General features: G+C 68.6%; 7 protein-coding genes. 1 reads left to right on the top strand and 6 read right to left on the bottom strand.

The features are described from left to right. Nucleotide 1 precedes the first annotated feature (1 nt). Together icmH and tssK are read right to left on the bottom strand one after the other, a co-directional pair. Nucleotides 2–1,468: a type IVB secretion system protein IcmH/DotU gene (gene icmH / locus C8J43_RS13120; RefSeq protein ID WP_133031263.1), complete on the bottom strand. Its 1,467-nt coding sequence runs from the start codon at nt 1,466–1,468 to the stop codon at nt 2–4. Continuing rightward, entirely contained in the window at nt 1,444–2,784 is a 1,341-nt protein-coding gene (gene tssK, locus C8J43_RS13125; RefSeq protein ID WP_121884791.1) for a type VI secretion system baseplate subunit TssK, read from the bottom strand. Before tssK ends, icmH begins: the two co-directional genes overlap by 25 nt. A gap of 127 nt (nt 2,785–2,911) precedes the next feature. On the opposite strand from tssK, the gene C8J43_RS13130 reads away from it, so the two are divergent. After that, nucleotides 2,912–4,378, top strand: coding sequence for a M23 family metallopeptidase (locus C8J43_RS13130; protein ID WP_133031264.1), 1,467 nt, complete (start codon nt 2,912–2,914; stop codon nt 4,376–4,378). A gap of 19 nt (nt 4,379–4,397) precedes the next feature. Here the strand turns inward: C8J43_RS13130 and C8J43_RS13135 are convergent, their stop codons facing one another. Genes C8J43_RS13135 through C8J43_RS13150 form a run of 4 tightly spaced genes read right to left on the bottom strand, consistent with a single transcriptional unit; the run spans nt 4,398 to nt 17,656 of the window. Next, nucleotides 4,398–5,207, bottom strand: a complete 810-nt coding sequence (locus C8J43_RS13135; RefSeq protein ID WP_165899625.1) for a CPBP family intramembrane glutamic endopeptidase — start codon at nt 5,205–5,207, stop codon at nt 4,398–4,400. A 29-nt stretch (nt 5,208–5,236) separates the two neighbouring features. Further along, nucleotides 5,237–8,368 (bottom strand): CHAT domain-containing protein, encoded by a 3,132-nt coding sequence (locus tag C8J43_RS13140; protein ID WP_133031266.1) that lies wholly within the window; start codon nt 8,366–8,368, stop codon nt 5,237–5,239. Nucleotides 8,369–8,424: 56 nt separating this feature from the next. After that, complete coding sequence (locus tag C8J43_RS13145; protein WP_133031267.1) at nt 8,425–15,999, bottom strand: filamentous hemagglutinin N-terminal domain-containing protein; 7,575 nt, start codon at nt 15,997–15,999, stop codon at nt 8,425–8,427. Between the two features lie 34 nt (nt 16,000–16,033). Then, on the bottom strand, nt 16,034–17,656 hold the full coding sequence (locus C8J43_RS13150; RefSeq protein ID WP_133031268.1) for a ShlB/FhaC/HecB family hemolysin secretion/activation protein: 1,623 nt from the start codon (nt 17,654–17,656) through the stop codon (nt 16,034–16,036). Between the last annotated feature and the right edge of the window lie 12 nt (nt 17,657–17,668).

Consider the following 17,668-nt stretch of genomic DNA (forward strand, 5'->3'; position numbering starts at 1 on the left):
GTCAGTAGCGCCGCGGCACGACGATCTCGACGCGCCGGTTCTGCGACTTGCCCGCCGCATCGTCGTTGCTCGCGATCGGTACGGTGTCGCCAAGCCCCTTGGTGGTGACGCGCCCGGTCTCGCTCAGTTCGGTGCGGACGATGTCGCCGACCGTTTCCGCGCGCGCCTGTGACAACGCCATGTTGTCGGGGAAGGCGAGCGACGCGACCCGGTCGCTGTCGGCATGGCCTTCGACCAGCACATCACCCTTCTCGTCCTCGATTGCGCGGCCGATGCGGTGGAACAGCGGCTCACGCCCCGGCTCCAGCACGTCGGAGCCCGACCGGAACAACTGGCCCACCGTGGTGCGGACGCGCACCGTCTGCGCATCTTCCTCCACGACCACCAGGCCTTCGCGAATCTCGGGCTCCAGGAACCGCTTGAGCTTGCTCGCCTGCGCGCTGTCCGCGGTGGCGATCGCCCCGCCCGGCCGCGAGAGAGTCAGCCGCGCCTCGGGTCGGAGCGCGCCGAGCCGCTGGCCGGGGGTGTCGCCGCTCGACATCAGCATAAGGCGCAGCACGATGAACACCAGCAGCAACAGCCCCGCCGCGATCGCCGACGCCAACGCGATCAGGCTCCAGAAGCCGAGCTTGCCGACCGGCGCGGTCTCGCCCCGCCAGCGCGGCGAAAGCTCGGTTGCGGACTGCGACCGGACGTGCGGCAACGCACCCTGCAGCCGCGCCATGATCTCGTGCAGGCGGCGGCGGCCATCGGGCATGACCCGGAACCGGCCTTCGAACCCCGCGGCGAGGCACGCGTGGTACAGCTCGATCAGCGCGTAATTGTCATTGGGCACGCGCAGCATGTCGTCGACCAGCTGCCAGAACCGGTCGCCGCCGATATTCTCCTGGAAGAACTGCACGACCATCGAGCGGCGCGCCCATTCGGCGCCGTCGGTGCCGATCGCCGGCAGGTTCTGCGCGACGTCGTCGGTGGTGGCGCAGACCGCGTATTTTGCACGCTGGCGCATTTCCTCCGAATAATGCGGCGCGATCGCTTGGTCGAACCGTGCGATCGCCTGGCTCGCCTGGCGGTGGAACTCGGGCATCGCCAGCCGCACCCGCCCGCTGCGCACGCTGGCGACCAGCGCGAGCACTGGCTCGGCCTCCGCCAGCATGATGTTGCGCACGACCCGCGGTGTCGTCGGCAGCGGCACGTCGTCCTCGGCCAGCCGCGACGGCGCGAGGCCGCCGCCTGTCGACGGCATACCGGTCCGCGACAACGGCGGCGGCGTACCATAGCCGGGATCGGCGGGCGGAAACCCCGCTGGCCCACCGCCCCCCGCTGGCGCGAAGGGCGGCGGCGGGAATGACGGCGGTGGCGGCGGCGGGGACGCGCCCTGCTTCAGGCCCTGAAGCGGCGAAGGGCGAAAGACGGTCTTGCCGCCATTTCCGTCCTCGACGCTCACCGTGCGGCTCGCTTCACGCACCACAGCTCCATCCGGAGCTGCGGCCAGTCACCCGCGACATGCAGGCCGAGCGCGGGCGCGGTGGCGAAATCGCGCCAGTCGGGGACGCCGCGATCCAGCTCGAAATAGACATGCCCAGGCAGCACGCGAATCTGCGGCGGCGGTGTCGGGGTATGCCGCAACGGGACGCCCGGCAGCGCGGAATCGACGATCTGCCGCATCTTCTGGACGGTGCCGATCTTGGCGATGGACGGGAAGATGCTGCGGATTTCCTCGACCGGCGACGCGGCCGACACCGCGAGATAGAAATAGCCCGTCTGGAACAGATTGTGGTCGGTGATCTTCGAGACGTACGCCCCCGGCCCCGCTTGCTCCAGCGGCAGCTGCACCGCGGACCGGTCGAACATCGCCGACAGCATCGACTGGAGCAGGTCGATCACCGGCTCGAAACAGGTCTGCGGATTCTCATGATCGTACCGCGGCAGCGGCGGCGGCCTCCGCTCGGGCCGGATCAGCGTCGCGAGTTCACCCGCCATCGCGATGAAGGATTCATACAGTCGTTCGGGATGCACCGTCGGCAGATGCTGGAGATGCGCCAGCACCGGGATCCACCGGTTGAGCGCCTGCAACAGCAGGAAGCTCACGAACGTATCCGAGCCGCCATCGGTCGCCTCGACCGCGCGCAATGCGAGTTCCTCGGCGCGCTGGTCGGCACGGCCACCGATATCCGCGAGCGCGCCACGCAACCGCAGCGAGGCGGCGATGTCGAGCGTCGGCGGAATGAAGCGGTCGTCGAACATCAACCGGCGGTTCTGCACTTCGCGAACGCGGGCGAGGCCGAGCGTGACCCGACCGTAGAGCTGGTCGCGGGTCACGCCGAAGCGGAGATTGGGGCTGCCGAACTCGATCGGCTCCGACGTGCGATCGTCCGAATAGGTGTCCGACACCTCCGCCTCCGACACCAGGAAGCGCGCCTCGAGCGCACCGCCCTCGGCGTCGCGGAACTGGACCGCGCCCGACTGCTGTGCAGGCAAGGTGAGCGCGATCATCGCGTCGCGCGCATCCGCGGGCACGTCGAGCGGCGGTGGCGGCGGCAAGTCGTCGGGGATCGAAAACGGTGTTCCGTCCGGCATCACGCCCGATGCGCGAACAACCCCGAACTTGCCGAGCGTCGCCAGATCCTCATCGAGTACCAGCTCCGTCAGGCCCCAAGGCCAAGGCCGAACCGAATCGACCCGTGCCCGAATCAAGCCATCGATGAACCGATCCTGCGCCTGAAAATGCTGCGGCCGCAGGAACATACCTTCGTGCCATGCGACACGGTTCTTGCCAGCCAATGATCCGCCCCCGTTTCGTTACGTCAGGGCACACGGTGCGCCACTAGGAAACACTTGCGGTTATTGCGCCCGCGAGGCTTTCAGACAATAACTTTCTTCGCACGCGCAGTTTTGAAGGCGATTTGGATTGAACGACAGCGACGATGACGACCTGTCGTTCGATCCCCGAAGCTGGGATATAGGCCGACCAACTGCGCCGCCTGTGCCGTCGCCCAGGTCGACGCCCCAGTCCCCGTCGTTCGATCCGCGAAGCTGGGGAAAAAGCGATCCTCGGCGCGCGCCGGAACAACAGCCAACGTCGCCGACGCCACCGTCACCAGCGCCGGCGCACGCCTTCCCCAAGGCGGTAGCGCAGCTCGGTCCGGCGATCCTGGCGGGTTTCGCCATCGCGTCGGGCGGTGCGGTCTGGGCCATGCTGGATCGCCAGCCCGCATTGGGACCGCAATCGGTCGCAGCAACCACGGCGCCCGCAAGCCCCGCCGCGGCTGCCGCCAGTCGTCGCATCCTCACCGTCGCCGGTGCCGACGCGATCGGCCCTAGCCTCGTCGCGGCAGGGGTCGACGCGACCGAAGCCAACGACGCCGCGACACGCGCGCGCGGCCCGCTGGGTGCCGGGAGCGACGACGTCCGCCTCGTGTTCGATATCGAGTCCGGCCATCTTGTCCATCTCGACGCCACCCGCGAAGACGGCGCGGGCATCGCGTTGGCGCGCGGTGCCGACGGCTTCACACAGCAGATCCTGTCCGCGCATCTGGTCCAGCGGCTGACGATCGTCCGCGGCGAACTGGATGCGCGCGATTTCTACAGCGCGGCGGTCGCGGCGGGAGTCAACGACACGCTAGTCAGCGACTTCGCCAACGCCTTCGCGTTCGATTTCGATCTCCAGCGCGAAGTCGCGCCCGGCGACATCTTCGAGGCGGGGTTCGAACAGCGCTACAATGCGGCGGGAAACCCGGTCGGCGTCCCGGTGCTCGTCTATGCCTCGCTCGAGACCGCCGCGAAATCGCGCGCGCTCTACCGGTTCACTCCGCCGGAGCAGAAGGGCGCGCCGGGACAAAAGGATGCGACCGGGCCCAAATGGTACGACGCCAATGGCCGCAGCACGGTCCGCACGCTGATGCGGACGCCGATCGACGGCGCGCGGATCTCCTCGCCGTTCGGTATGCGCGAACATCCTGTCCTCGGCTTCATGAAGCTGCACCGCGGTACAGATTTCGCCGCGCCCACCGGAACGCCGATCTTCGCTTCGGGCGATGCGGTGGTCGAGTTCGCTGGCTTGAAGGGGCCCAACGGCAATTTCGTGAAGCTGCGCCACGACAATGGCTGGGAGACGCTCTACCTCCACATGAACCGGATCCTGCCCGGCATCATCGCGGGCGCACGCGTCGTGCAAGGGCGGCAGATCGGCGAAGTCGGCACCACCGGCCGCTCGACCGGGCCGCATCTCCACTATGAGGTACATATCGACGGCCAGCCGACCGACCCGCTCGCGCTCCAGATGGGCAAGAGCAGCGAGACCCTTACCGGTGCCGCGCTGAAGGCGTTCGACGCCCTGCGCGACCGCGTCGACGCGCGGCGAAGTGCCGCCAACTGACGCTCAGGCCAACTGAGGCTCAGGATTGTGTGGGACGACGGCGAGACAGCAGGACCAGCGGCACCAGCAGCGCGAGCAGGCTGATCGTCATCGCGACGCTCGCGTTCAGCCCGGCGTCCGATCCGCCCCATAACGCCTTGCCCACCAGATCGTAATCGACCAGCGCGCCATAGCCACCGATACCCGGATTGGGATCGAGCCCGAACCCGAGCTGTTCCGCACCATTCCACGCCAGATGCGCGCCGATCGCACCGGCTAGGCCTCCACCGCGCGCCGTCAGCAATCCGAACAGGAGTCCGCCGAGCAACAGGTTGAGGAGTTCGATCGGCCCGCGCAGGCCACCCGCCACATGGAGAAGCGCGAACCCGATCGCCACGACCGGCACCGCGATCCGCATTCCCCATGCCGTCGCGACCAGAGGCTGGAGCCAGCCACGGAAATAGACTTCCTCCGCGGTGACCTGGACCAGGACGACGAGCGCGCCGAGGCCAAGCGACACGACCGAAAGCGTCGTGCCGGCACCCCGAACGAGCGTTCCTGCGATCGCCGCGTAGCCGATCGCGAGCAACAGGCCGCCGAAACCGATCGCTGCACCCTGCGCGAGTCTCGCTCCCGGACGCGCGCCTAGGTTCAATGTCGCGATCCCCGTCAATCGGCCGCCGACGATCGCCATCACGAGCAGCGGCACGAAGATCGCCAGCGTGAACACCGTCTCGCCATAAACCCCGTCCGCCCCGATCACCCCTGACGCGGCGATCAGCTGGGGTCCAAAACCGACGACCAGCGCGGCCGCCGCCAAGCCGACAATAGCCGCCGTCGCCACTCTCACGGGCGAGCCTTTCGCTGCACCCGGAACGCTCATCGCTGGGCGGTGACGATCGGCGCGCGCACCGGTTGGCCAAGCGGTTGCCCAGCCGGCGGCGACAGCATCGTCTTGCTGCCGTCACCGACGAGGAAATACGGCGCCCAGTAGAACGGATGCGAATAGGTCGGCTGGCGGATCAGGTCGCGCTGCGCGTCCTGGAGCGCAACCCCGATCGTCTTGGTCCGTGCCGCGCCATAGAACACCTTGATGAACTCCTCGCTCTCACGCTCCGCCGAGACCTGCCAATAGGTGGCGAGCACCGATCGCGCATTCGCGGTCAGGAACGCGCGGACCAATCCCTCAAGCGTCGAGCCAGACTCCTCCTGACCTGACCGACGCGCGAGTTCCTGATCGCGGACGCCGCTCGCGGTATCGCAGGCCGACAGCACGACAAGGTTCGCGTCGAGATGCAGCCCGGCAATCTCCGAGAAGCTCAGCAGGCCGTCCGACTCCGCATCGCCGAACGACGTGACCAGCGCGGGGGGCGACATCGCACAGCCCCATTGCCCCTCTTCGAGACCGTGCGTGGCGAAGTGCAGCACCTCATACTGATCGAGATCGGCGCGTGCCTCGACGCCGGTATCGCTGAACGCCGCGCCGGTCATCTGCGGCGCGCCCGGCACGCCCAGCGCATCGGACGCGACGGTCAGTTCGTGATCGCTGATCGGCTTGATCGCCTGTGAAAGCATGCCGAGCTGCCCGGCGCCGACCGTGCAGCCGAAGCCGACCTTGATCATCCGCCCCGCCTCGCCAAGCCCGAACGCGGTAGGACGGTGCTGGCCGAACCCGAGAAACGGATTGCGTGCACGCGACGGCGGCAACGCGCGCGCCACCAAGAACGATCTGGGCGACAGCGCCGTCGAGATCGCCGTGTCCGCCGCGAGAAACGCGGTATGCGAGAAATCGAACGGCGTCTCACGCACCGCCGCCTTGTCATAGCGCTTGACGAGCACACCCGCGGGCAGCCGCTCGAGCGGCCCCGACGGATCGACGACGAGCGCCCGTGCCGATGCCAGGATCGGCTCGGCCGGCCCCGCGATCAGGCGGAACAGCGCATAGGCGGCCGCGTCGTCGAACGGCACGAGCTTGCCCTGCGACAACGCCCCGTCGATCGACCCGCGAACCTGCGACGCCAGTGCGTCGACCGCCTGCTTCGACGCGGCGTCGGCTGCGACCGCGTAGATATAGGTCCGGTCCGCGCTCACGATCATGCCGTAGATCCGGCGATTGAGCGTCGTCAGCTTCAGGAACACCTCGCCGGGCTTCAACGCCGCGCGCACCGCCTCGATCGTTACCGGCTGATCGTCGACCGTCCGATAACGCGGATCGCTGGCGAGCTTCGCCTCGACGTCAAGCAGCCGTTGCTCGGCGGCGGCGCGCGCGGCGCCCAGATCGCTCGACGGGGTTTTCACGCCGGCGTTGGCGCCGGGCACGGCCACATCGCTCGATTTCGCCGAGATCGCATAGCGAAGCCGCGTGACCTCGCGCTCCAGTTCGCCGCGTTCGCGGACCAGCGCACCGGTGGCAGGATCGGCGGTCACCACCGTCTGCAGCTGGCTGACCTGTCGTGCGATCGCCGGCTCGCCGGTCGCCTGCACCGCACGGAAGAAACGGGCGAACGTATCCGCCTGCGGCGTGGTCGCGGCTTCCCGGACCAGCAGATCGAGATATTCCTCCATGCCGTTCGACGTCGCCAGCGTGTCGACATCGGCATCGATCATCGCGTCGATCGCGTGGGCATATTCGGTCCGCACCGCCGCCCGCGGCGCGCTGGTGCGCGCGAACAGGCTGGCGCGTTCCAGTTCGGCCTGTGCGATCGCAGGCTCGGCACCGGTACCGCCGGTCGCGAGCGCGCCGCGCTTGAGGTTGACCAGCGCGGAGTCGAACGCATCGAGCGCCGCACCCGACTTGCCTGCCCGCGCGAGCAGGCGCGCGCGCTGCCGCTCGATCCGCGCGCTCAACCACAGGATCTGCGACGGATTGATCCGCTCGTTCTCGAGCGGGCGATAGGACCGCGCCGCTGCGTCGATCGCGGCGAGCGACCCCGCATCGTCGCCCAGCGCCAGCCGCGCGACGCTGAGCGCCCACTTCGCCTGGATATCGAGCACCAGCTGCGCCAGGTCGGCGGTATCGGGCACCGCGATCGCGCTGACCGCATCGGCAGCGTTCGAGCGCGGCTGGTTCAACTGACGCAACGTCGCCGGATCCAGCAGCGGATCCTTCGCGGCAACCGCCGCACCGGTCGACTGGCTCAGCATGTCGGCGGCTTCGCGGAAAGCGTGCCGATTGATCAGGTCTAGAGCGCGGTACGCATCGCGCTTGCGCATCAGGAACAGCGACCGGTTGGCCGGCGACGCCGCCATGACCGCATCGGCCTCGTCGAAATGCTCCTTGGCCGCGTCGTTGAAGCGGATGTTCGAATCCGCCAGCCCCGCTTCGAGCAACAGGTCGACGCGCATCGCCGGATCGGCGGTGGTCGATACGCGGCTGAGCGCGTCGTTCAGCACGCGCGACGCTTCGACATGCAGACCACGGTGGTTGAAGCCAATGCCCTCGCCGAGCGCGGTCGCGGGATCGAACACGCCCGCGGTGGTCGTGGTCGACGCCACCGACGATGTCGTGCGCCCCGGCGCGACCCCCGCGAGATCGATCGTCGGCGCGATCGGCCGCATCGCGTCCGCGCTCGGCCGCTTCGTGCCCGCCAGAATCGCAACCGCTTCCTCAAGTTGCCCGAGCAGCGACGGCGGCGCATCCGCGACCAGCATCGTCTCGCCCACCGGCATGTCGATACGGATCGTCGCGGTCCCCAGCGCGCGGTCGTTGCAGCGCCTAACTTGCACCGCACCGGCCGCGATCGTCATCGGCGAGACCGGCCCGCAGTCGAGCACCGCATCGATCGGTTTCATCGCCGCCGCGGTTGCCGGGACGATGCGGATGCTGCCGACCGGACGACTGGCGGTGACGCCGCGACAGGTGATCGCATAGGCCCGCGCGAACGGATCGGGTACGGCAGGATCGGACCAGTTGCGCGATGCGACGCAAGGCTCGCCGCTCGGGTTGCGACCGAGGGTGACGACGTCCGGTCGGTCTGGCGCGCGCACCGTCGCACACGATGCCAACAACATGGCAACGCTCGTCAGAGCGGCGCCCGCCACAAGACGCGGGCGCGCCATCGATCGGATCACTTGCACGACTCCTTCTTGCCGGCGACGCAGCCATCGGTATCGGGCTTCGGCGCCAGTGCCGCCAGCCCGGTCAGCAGTTCCTCGTTCGAGCCGCCGACGAGCGGATCGAACGGCACCGTCAGATCGGCGACCGAGCCGAACAGATCGGCCTGGCTTGCGGAGAACACCTGCAAGGTCGGCTGGATCACGATCGCGGTGAGACAACCCGCGCCGGATCCCACAACGCAGCCGTTGATCCGGGTAGCGGAGACGTTGGCGTTCCCCAGCGCCACGGCGTCCGGCCCCAGCAGCGCCGCCGCGGTCGCGCCGACGCCGTTGATCGTGCCGAATGCGGCAAAGGTGTTGGATGCGGTCGTCGGGCGCAGGCTGAGCGCCGGATTGACCGGCGCGGTAGGTGTGCCGCCCAGAACGATACCCGTGTTGGTGCGCGCGACACCGGTGTTCTGGAACAGCGCATAGTCGCCGTAGCGCACTGTCAGGCTGCGGGCCGAAACCGTCGTCGGCGCGGACGGATCATAGGTGCCGCCGCCGAGATTGGCGTTGTAGAGCGCCGAATTGGCGTTCCCTACCAGTCCTGCGACGACCTGCGTGACGGTGGCATCGTCGTTCAGCAGGTTAAGGAAACCCGCGCCCAGCCCGACCGCGATCCGGTTGCCGCGCAGATCCAGATCGGCGGTATCGAACAACAGCCGCCCGCCCGCCGTGCTGGTCGCCGCGACGTGGATCGCGGACGCGGTATCGGTCTCCGACGTGGTCGTGCCACCAAAGCGGAACATCCGCCCCGCCCCCGCCCCACTGACGACGCCGTCGATCGTCATCCGCCCGGTCCCCAGCACGTCGACCGTGCGGCGGCCCGCATCGGCGCCGAACGCCAGCGTGCCGATCTCGACCGCGCCGGTGCCCTGCCGGAAGGTCAGCGCATCGGCCTCGACCAGCTTGATCTCGGCATCGGACAATTGGAAGCCGTCTGCGGCGGTGCCGTCGCCCAGCCGTAGCGCGCTGGTATCGCCCGTGCGGTTCTCGAACCCGACCGCGGCGGCGCGCTGGATACCCGACAGCCGGGCGTCGCTGGCCTTAATCGTCAGGCTCGGCCCGGCGATCATCTGGCCGAGCGTCGCGATCCCGACCGCGTCGATCGTCGCGGCACCGCTGGTGCGGCTCGACGCGAGCGACACGTCGCCACCGCCGATTACCGACAGCGCGCCACCGGTATCGATCGCGCCCGTCGCCAAGGCGGCACCCGCCTTCAGGCTGGTATCGCCACCTGCCCTCAGCGCCTGCGTGGTCAGCCCGTTGGTCGCGGTCAGCGACAGCGTGCTCCCCGCGGTCGCGTCGCCCAGCGTCAACGCGGTGCGCGCCTGCACCAGCAACGCGCGGGCGGCACTCAGCCCGCCCGACACCCGGACATCGGTACCGCCGATCGTCGCACCGCCTGCCGAGGTCGCCCCCGCCAGCGTCACCGCGCGGTCGCCGGTCACGGTGAGATCGCCGACGGTGCTCGCCAGCGTCGCGCCAGCCCCGGTGCGCCCACCGATATCGCCCGCCGCCTTGAGCGTGAGGGCGCTCGCGGTCGCCGTGTCGAGCCGGATACCAACGCCGGTCGCGGTAATCGCGCCAGCACCCTTTGCGCCAAACTCACCGATAGCCACCGCGCCGCTCGCTGTGGCTGTTGCCGCGCCGCCAGCGACAAGTCGGGTGATGGCAATGTCGCCCGCGCGCGCCGTCGCCGTCACGTCGCTCGTATCGGATGTCAGCCCGGCCAGCGTAACCGCCTGTCCGGCCACCGACGCCGCGCCGTTCACCGCATAGGTGCCACCCGAAACGCCGCCCCCTGCATCCACCGCCAGTGCGCCCGCTGTCAGGCCATTCACCGTAACCGCGCCGGTTCCGGTCAGCGTTGCCAGGCCGCCGGCCGTCACTCGGCCGATCGCCAGGTCGCCGCCGGTCGCGTTGGCGGTCAGCGATCCCTGGGTCCTCGTGACCCCGGTCAGCGCGATCGACTGCCCGGTCAGCGATGCCATACCCGCCGTCGTGAAGTCGCCGCCCGACAGTGCACCGCCCGCCGTGGCGGTCAGCGTATTCGCCGTCAGGCCGCCGATCGCGATCGTACCGGGTGCGCTAAGTGTTGCGCCGCCGCCCGATGCAAGCCGATCGATCGCAATGCCGTCCCGTCGAGCCGCCGCAGCGATGCTCCCGGTCTCGGACGTGAGACCCGCAAGCCGGATCGATTGCCCGGCAACCGACGTCGCGTCCTTGATAGCGTAGGTTCCGCCCGTAACGGTACCGCCCGCGTCGAGCGTCAGCGCATTCGCCGTGATCGATCGGACACCGATCGCACCGGGTGCGGTGAGCGTCGCGGTGCTACCCGCCGCGACCGTGGCGATCGCAATGTCGCCGGTGCGCGCAGCCGCGCTGGTCGATCCGAGACTGGCGGTGAGGCTGGTCAGTCCGATACTGCCCGCCGCCACGCTGTTATCCCCGCGCGACGCGTACGCGCCACCCGCCAGCACGTCGCTTGCGTTCACCGCAAAGGTATCCGCGGTGATCGACCCGACCCCGATCGCCCCCGCCGCCGTCGACAATTGCGTCGCCTGCGTCGTCGTTACGGCATCGATCGCGATATCGCCCGCCGACAATGCGATTCCCAGATTCGCCGCGCGGATCGTACCGGCCGTGAACGCCGCGTCATTGGCAAACAGCGTCGAGACCGAACGGCTGCCATCCGCAGCCGTCGCGATGCCGCCGACGAGCCCGGCATCGATATCGCCGAGCGTCACGGTCTTGCCCGATCCCGCGCGCAACCCCAGCGCGCCGCCGTTGCGGACGGAAATACGCGAGCCGAGCAGGTCGATCGCGCCCGCCGCATCGAGCAACATCGCATCGCTCGCGACGCCGTTGCCGCTGTTCGCGATCAACGCAAGCCTATCGCCTGCGCCGATATTGCCACTGGTGGCGGTGATCGCGATACGACCGCCCGCTTCCTGCGTAACGTTGCGCCCCAGCAAGACCGTCCCGCCGGTGACCAGATAATTGCCCCCCGCCAGGATCGCGCCGGGCGATGCGGCCACGCCTGCCGCGCTCAACACGATGTCGCCGCTCGCGGAGCCGCTGTCGAGCCGCGCATCGCCGGCCGTCGAGGCCAGGTTGGCGCTGCCGCCTGACACTGTGACCGACCCCACCGACAGGTCGTCGCCGCGCGCGAGCGCGCCGATCCCGGTGACGGCGGTCAGATCGCCGGTCACGAGCTTTCCCGACACGGCCTCGAGCGTTATCGCGCCGGTGGCACTGGTCAGGTCGCCGACCCGAAGCGAGCCGCCGGTCAGGTTGATAGCGCCGCTACTCCGGATCGCGCCGCCGGTGATCGCACCGCCCGAGTTTGCCGCGACCGACAGTCCGCGGATGCCGCCGAACGACAGCCCATCGGTGCTGGTCAGCGTGACCGCATCGCTCGCGTCAATCAGGCCGCCGACCGAGACCGCGCCCGACGCGCGGAGGTCGACCAACCCGGCCTTGATCCCGTTGCGGATAGTGAGATCGCCGCTGTCCGCGAACAGCTTGACGAGGTTGGTACCGACACTGATCGAACCGATCTCGATCGTATCCGCGCGCAACGAGACCGGACCGCCGGTCAGCGCGCCCAGCCGCACCGCGCGCCCGACGTCCACTGTATAGCCGCCATCGACGCCGGTATTGAGTTCGATCGTCGTGCCAGGCAGGTACCCGGTGACGTCGCCATTGGGGGCGCTGAGCGAGAGGCTGCTGCCGGTGCTGGTGATGAACGGTGCGCGGATATCGCGCGTCGAGGCGATCGTGACCTTGCCGACCGCGGTGAGACCGTTGACTATCAGCACATCGGCCGGATTGGTCAGCGTCGCCAGATCAGCCGTGCCCCCGGCATCGACGCTATCGAGGCGGATCTCGCCGACCGAGTTGATCGTCAGGTTGGATTTCGTGGTAATCGCGCCGGTCGCGACCCCACCGATGCCGTCGGTCGCGGTGATCGTCACCGGTCCGCTCGCATCGATCAGTCCCCCGGCGATACCCGTTGCGGAGGTGCCGACCGATCGAAGATCGACTGCGTTGGCATCGATCGTGCGGTAATCGATCCGCGATCCCGACACGGCCAGATCACCGCTGACCGCCGCGTTGCCGAAATTGACCCCGCCGTCCACCGCGGTGATCGCCAACCCGCCCGACGAGACCGAAACGTCGCCGAGACGGATTCCCGCCGCGCCGCCGGTGATCGACAGGCCATCGACGACTGCGATGTCGCCCACCGTCAGCGCCCCGGTCAGCGGTTGCCCAGCATTGAAGACCAACGATCGGCCGTTGACGTCGCCGAGCGTGATCGCGTTCGCGCCGCCATCTATGGTCACCGCGCCCTGCTGTGCCGGACCACCATTGATCACGCTGTTCGCGGCGAACCCGATTCCACCGGTTGCCGACAACGCAAGCGATTGCGCCGTCCGGCCATCGCTTCCCGATGTCAGCGAAAGTCCGGACGCGCCGGTCAGCGTGCCGGCCGTCGCGGCAATCGAGACCGCACCCACCGCCGCCTGCACGCCACCGAGCGTGACCGACCCGCCCGAAACACCGTAATCGCCACCTGCGGTCACCGCGCCCAGCAAGCGCGCCGCACCGACATTCGCCACGACAGTCACGGGGCCGGCCGTCGCGCTCAACGCTCCCGCGACGTCGACATCGCCACCGGTCGACGTCAGCGCCACGCCCGTGACGCCGCGTGCCGATGCGATCCGCAGATTGCCCGCTGCTACGGCGGTGACGGCGTCGGCGGTGCTGATCGCACCCGTCGTCAGGTTCGACGAGGAGGTCAGCGTCACAACCCCGCCGGCGGTCAGCGCACCGGTCGCCAGCCCCGCACCAGACAGCGACAAGGGGCCGGTGAGCGTGACGTTACCGAGCGAGAGCGCGGATGTACGCGTGAGACCGCTGGTCGCGGTATCGGTACCGACCGCGCCGAGCAGGTTGCGCGCAACGACGTTACCAAGCGCGACGCTGCCCTCCGCGACGCCGGAGCGGATCACGACGTCGGATTGCGAGGCCGCCCCACCCCTGAGTGTCGTTCCCGGCGCGAAGGCGATCGCGCCATTCGTCGTGTCGGCGATCGCAAGCTCGAGCGCTTCGCTGCCCGCACCGTCCGAATTGGACTGCAAGGTCAGCCGGTCGAGCCCGATTATGCCCCCCGCGCCCCCGCTGATCGTCACCGCGCCTCGAGCGGCCTGCGTGACGACGCCGATCGGTCCGGATCCCGTCGTTCCCAGTGAAACCGAGCCGCCGTTGACCGCATAGTTGCGTCCCGCCGTAACGGCGCCCGAAACGATCGCCGTCGATCCCCCCGCGTCGACGATGACGTCGTTGCTGCCGGTCAAGCTGCCCGCCGTCACACCGCCGCTGCCCGTCAGTCGGAGAACACCGTCGTTCGCGGTGCTGCTGGCCACCGTTACCGCGCCGTTGGGAGCGGTCGCGCTCAAGGCACCACCGGCGGTCAGGCGTACGCCGACCGGCGCAATCCCTGCAATGCCGCCGCTCGTCGCGACGAGCGTGAGATCGCCGTTCGTGCTTGTCACGGCGTTCAGCCCCAGACTCGCGCCGGTAAGTGTTACCGTATTCGCAGCGGTGATCGCCCCGGACGAGGTGAACGCGCCACCAGCCGTTGCGGTAAGACCACCAGTTGCCCTCACCGCGCCGCCATAGGTCTGCGCGCCGCTGGTCACGACACTGATATCGCGTGCGCCGACCGCGCCGCTGATCGCGGTCGACTCGGCGGTCGCTGCGGTCGTCCCGATCGTCAAAGTGCCACCGGCGGTTACCGCGCCTGTCACCGTGAAGGCGCTATCGCGCGCGATCGTAATGTCGCTGGACGCTCCCCGGCTGATGAGGCCGCTCGACACCGTAGTTGCGCCACTCCCGTTCAGCGCGACGTCACCGCTCGCATCGACTGCCGCTAGGACCATCGCGCCGGTGCCATTCAGCGTAACGGCGCCCCCGGATGTCAGCACGCCAGCAGTCAAGCTGCCTCCCGAACTCAGCGACAACGCCGACCGCGTGGTCACATCGCCAAGGTCCAGCGGGCCGCCGATCGACAGCCCGTTGGTATAGGCGCCACCGCCAACTGCGCCGAGCAGACCGCGTGCCGACACGTCCCCGAGCGATATCGCATTGCCCGCCACCCCGACGCCGATCCGGACGTCGGAGTCGAGATTAGGACCGCCCTCGATCGACGAGCCCTTGGCGAAGACGATATCACCGCCTGCCGCGCCTGCCGTCGACAGCGTCATCAAGTTGTTGCCCGCGCCATTCGCGTTGGCGCGAAGCGTCAGTCCGGCGCCTCCGGAAAGATTGCCATCGGTCGAAAGGATCTCGACCACATCGACCGCCGACTGCACGACCGATGTCGAGCGCCCCAGCGTGACGCCGGTCCCGGCGACGCGGTAGTCATTGCCTGCCGTGACCGCGCCCGCCACGCTGGCGAGCCCCCCGGCGTTGACGACGACGTCGCCGCCCGACCGTAGCGCGCCGGTCAGCGCCACTGCGCCGTTCGCGGTCAGCGTCACATCGTCATTGATCGCACGCCATGCGCCCGACCCGCCGATGCCGACCACACCGCCGGTCTCGGTCGCCGTGCTGCCCACGGTCACGCCGTTACCGCTGCGCCCCGCCGACAGCACGATGCCGTTGTCGCCGTTCGAGGCGCTGGTGACGGATGCATCGACGCTGAGCAGGGCATCGGTGACGTTCGCCTCGGAGGCGAGCGCGAACACGACGTTCCGGCCGCTCACCGACCCGGTCACGAGCTGGCTGGTGCCGCCGACCGACGTTCCCTTGTCCAACGTCACCGACAAGGGACTGCCGGCGGCGTAGTTCAGCGTCACGTCGGTCGCGGTAACGAAGGCGACGTCCTGATTGCCCGCGGTCAGCGTGCCGGCCGAGGTGATCTTGGGCGCGACCATGATCAGCCCGCGGTTGCCGCTCGACAGCGTGATCGTCGCGCCCGACTGGACGCGGATATCGCCGGCGGTGCCGCCTTCTTTGCCGAGGCCATAGCTGCCGCCGAGATCGTTACCGGCGAGAAAATTCGCCTGATCGGGCTTCAACGTCGTCAGGACGAGCGACCCGGTGTTGATCTTGGCGCCCGATCCGACGAGGATGCCGTTGGGATTGAACACCCAGACCGCGACGTTCGTATCGGACTTGAGCGTGCCGAGGATTTGCGTGCCGGCCGTCGATCCCGATACGTCGCGGTTGAGTACGGCGATGTTGCGCGCAAGCGCCGCCCCCCGACCGTCGGTGAACTCCGCCGTCGCTCCGGTCGGCACGTTGAAGCCGTTCCAGTCGATCACCGTGCTGGTGGCCTTGAGATCGACCGACAAGGTCGAGCCCGAGCGCGTCACGGTCGGGTTGCCGCCGCCGGGCGACGTCATCACCGCCCTCACGTCGCTCGCCCTGGGCAGCGCCTGCGCCCATCCGACCGCGGGCACACAACCGCTTGCGAGCACGGTGCTGATCGCCAGCGTGCGGCGGATATGGCGACGGTACAATGGGATGGACATCGAAGGCTCCCCTAAACTCGGTACGGCGCGCGGGTCAGCGCGTCTTGTCGCGGAATTGCGCGGTCAACGACACCAGCACGCGGTTGGGCGGGCGCTTCTCGTCCAGCTTCAAAACCCGATCCAGCGGGTGCGCATACATCACCTCGAGCACCAGAAGCCCCGGCAACGAGAAGCGGGCGCCCCCGCCATAGCTGCGATAGGTTCGCTTCGGCTCGATCGCATTACGATCGAGATTGCGCAGATAGACGTGGTCGTAGAAGCCGAACAGCTGCGTCCCGAGGCCGGTGATCAACGGCAGCTCGGCACGGACTTCGCCGCGACCGCCGACCGCACGATCGCCGGTGCTCACGCCCGGATCGTAGCCGCGACCGATCGTCAGATTGCCGACCGAGAACTCCTCGTAGTTCAGCAGCGGATCGTTCGTCCATTGCGCCTGGCCTTGGCCGGCCAGACTGAAGATCGGACCGACCCCGATCACCGTGTCGACCGTACCACGCACCACTAGCGCGCGCGAATTACCGTCGATCCGCGAGGTCAGCCGGCCGTTTGCAAAGCCGATATCACTCGATCCGAACACATCGACGCCCTTGCGGACCTGCAGCGAACTGGCGATCGAGAATGCGGTCGCGCCGTCGTACCGCACCGTGCGATAGTCACCATCGATACCGATAAAGCCGATCCGCAGCTTATCGACCGTCAACGGCACCGACCCACCCTCGGTCCGCACCACCGAGCGCTGGTCGACATAGTCGAAGCCGCCAGTCGCCCGCAGGTTGGTCCGCAACGACCGGATCAGCGGCCGCGCCAGATCGAACCCGGTGATCAGCGTATTGGTCCGCAGGTCGAGTGCACCAAGGTCGGGACGCGACCATGCGTAGGTGAAGCGCGCGCCCAACGTCGTGCCGTTGCGGTCGAGGCCCATGATGTGCCCCGCTTGCACGACGCGCTGTTCCTTGAAGTCCGCGGTTGACGACACGCCGACATAGGTGACGTCGGATAGCCCGGTCAGCCCATAGATCTCCGCGCGCGCATAGCCCGTCTCGCGCCCGGTCAGCCGACTATTCTGGTTCTGCACGTTGGCGATCACCGCGAACCGGCGGAACGCGAGCGACAATTCGCCGATCACCTCGCCCTGTCGCGTTCCTGCCGGACGTAGCGACAACTGCACCTCGAGCCCCGGGATATCGCCCGCGAGCAGCAACAGCCGCTCGGCCTTCTTCTCGTTCAGCGGATCGAGCGCCTGGATCTGCGCGATCCGCTCACGCAGGATCGAATCATACGGCCCAGCTGATCCACGCACGCGGACTTCGACGATACGCGCGGTCACGACCTGCAGTTGCAACGTTCCGCCCGTGATCTCCTGTGCAGGGATCTGCACCGAAGCCACCCAGCCCGCATGTCGCAGCGCGGCGTTGGCACGGTCGCGTAGCGCGCAGACGACGCTGATCGGCTGCTCGCCCTGCGGCACGTCGATGCCGGCGACCGCTTCGGCGATCTCGGGTTGCAACGCGCTGCCATCCGGCCGCACGAAGCTCAGCGTGGTCAGCGTGACCTTGAGCGACGACGTCTCGAACGGACAGGCGGGCTGTTCCAGCGCACGGCTCGAATCGACGCTGACCGCCGATTCTTGGCGCGTGTCAGGTGCGGGTGGAGTCACTTCCTGACGGGA

Origin of the sequence: Sphingomonas sp. PP-CE-1G-424 (genome assembly GCF_004341085.1) — a bacterium.
Classification (GTDB): Bacteria; Pseudomonadota; Alphaproteobacteria; order Sphingomonadales; family Sphingomonadaceae; genus Sphingomonas.

Excerpts from the sequence above, each read along its gene's own strand:
- C8J43_RS13145 (WP_133031267.1), bottom strand. The coding sequence starts at position 15,999 with ATGTCCATCCCATTGTACCGTCGCCATATCCGCCGCACGCTGGCGATC.
- C8J43_RS13140 (WP_133031266.1), bottom strand. The coding sequence starts at position 8,368 with ATGTTGTTGGCATCGTGTGCGACGGTGCGCGCGCCAGACCGACCGGAC.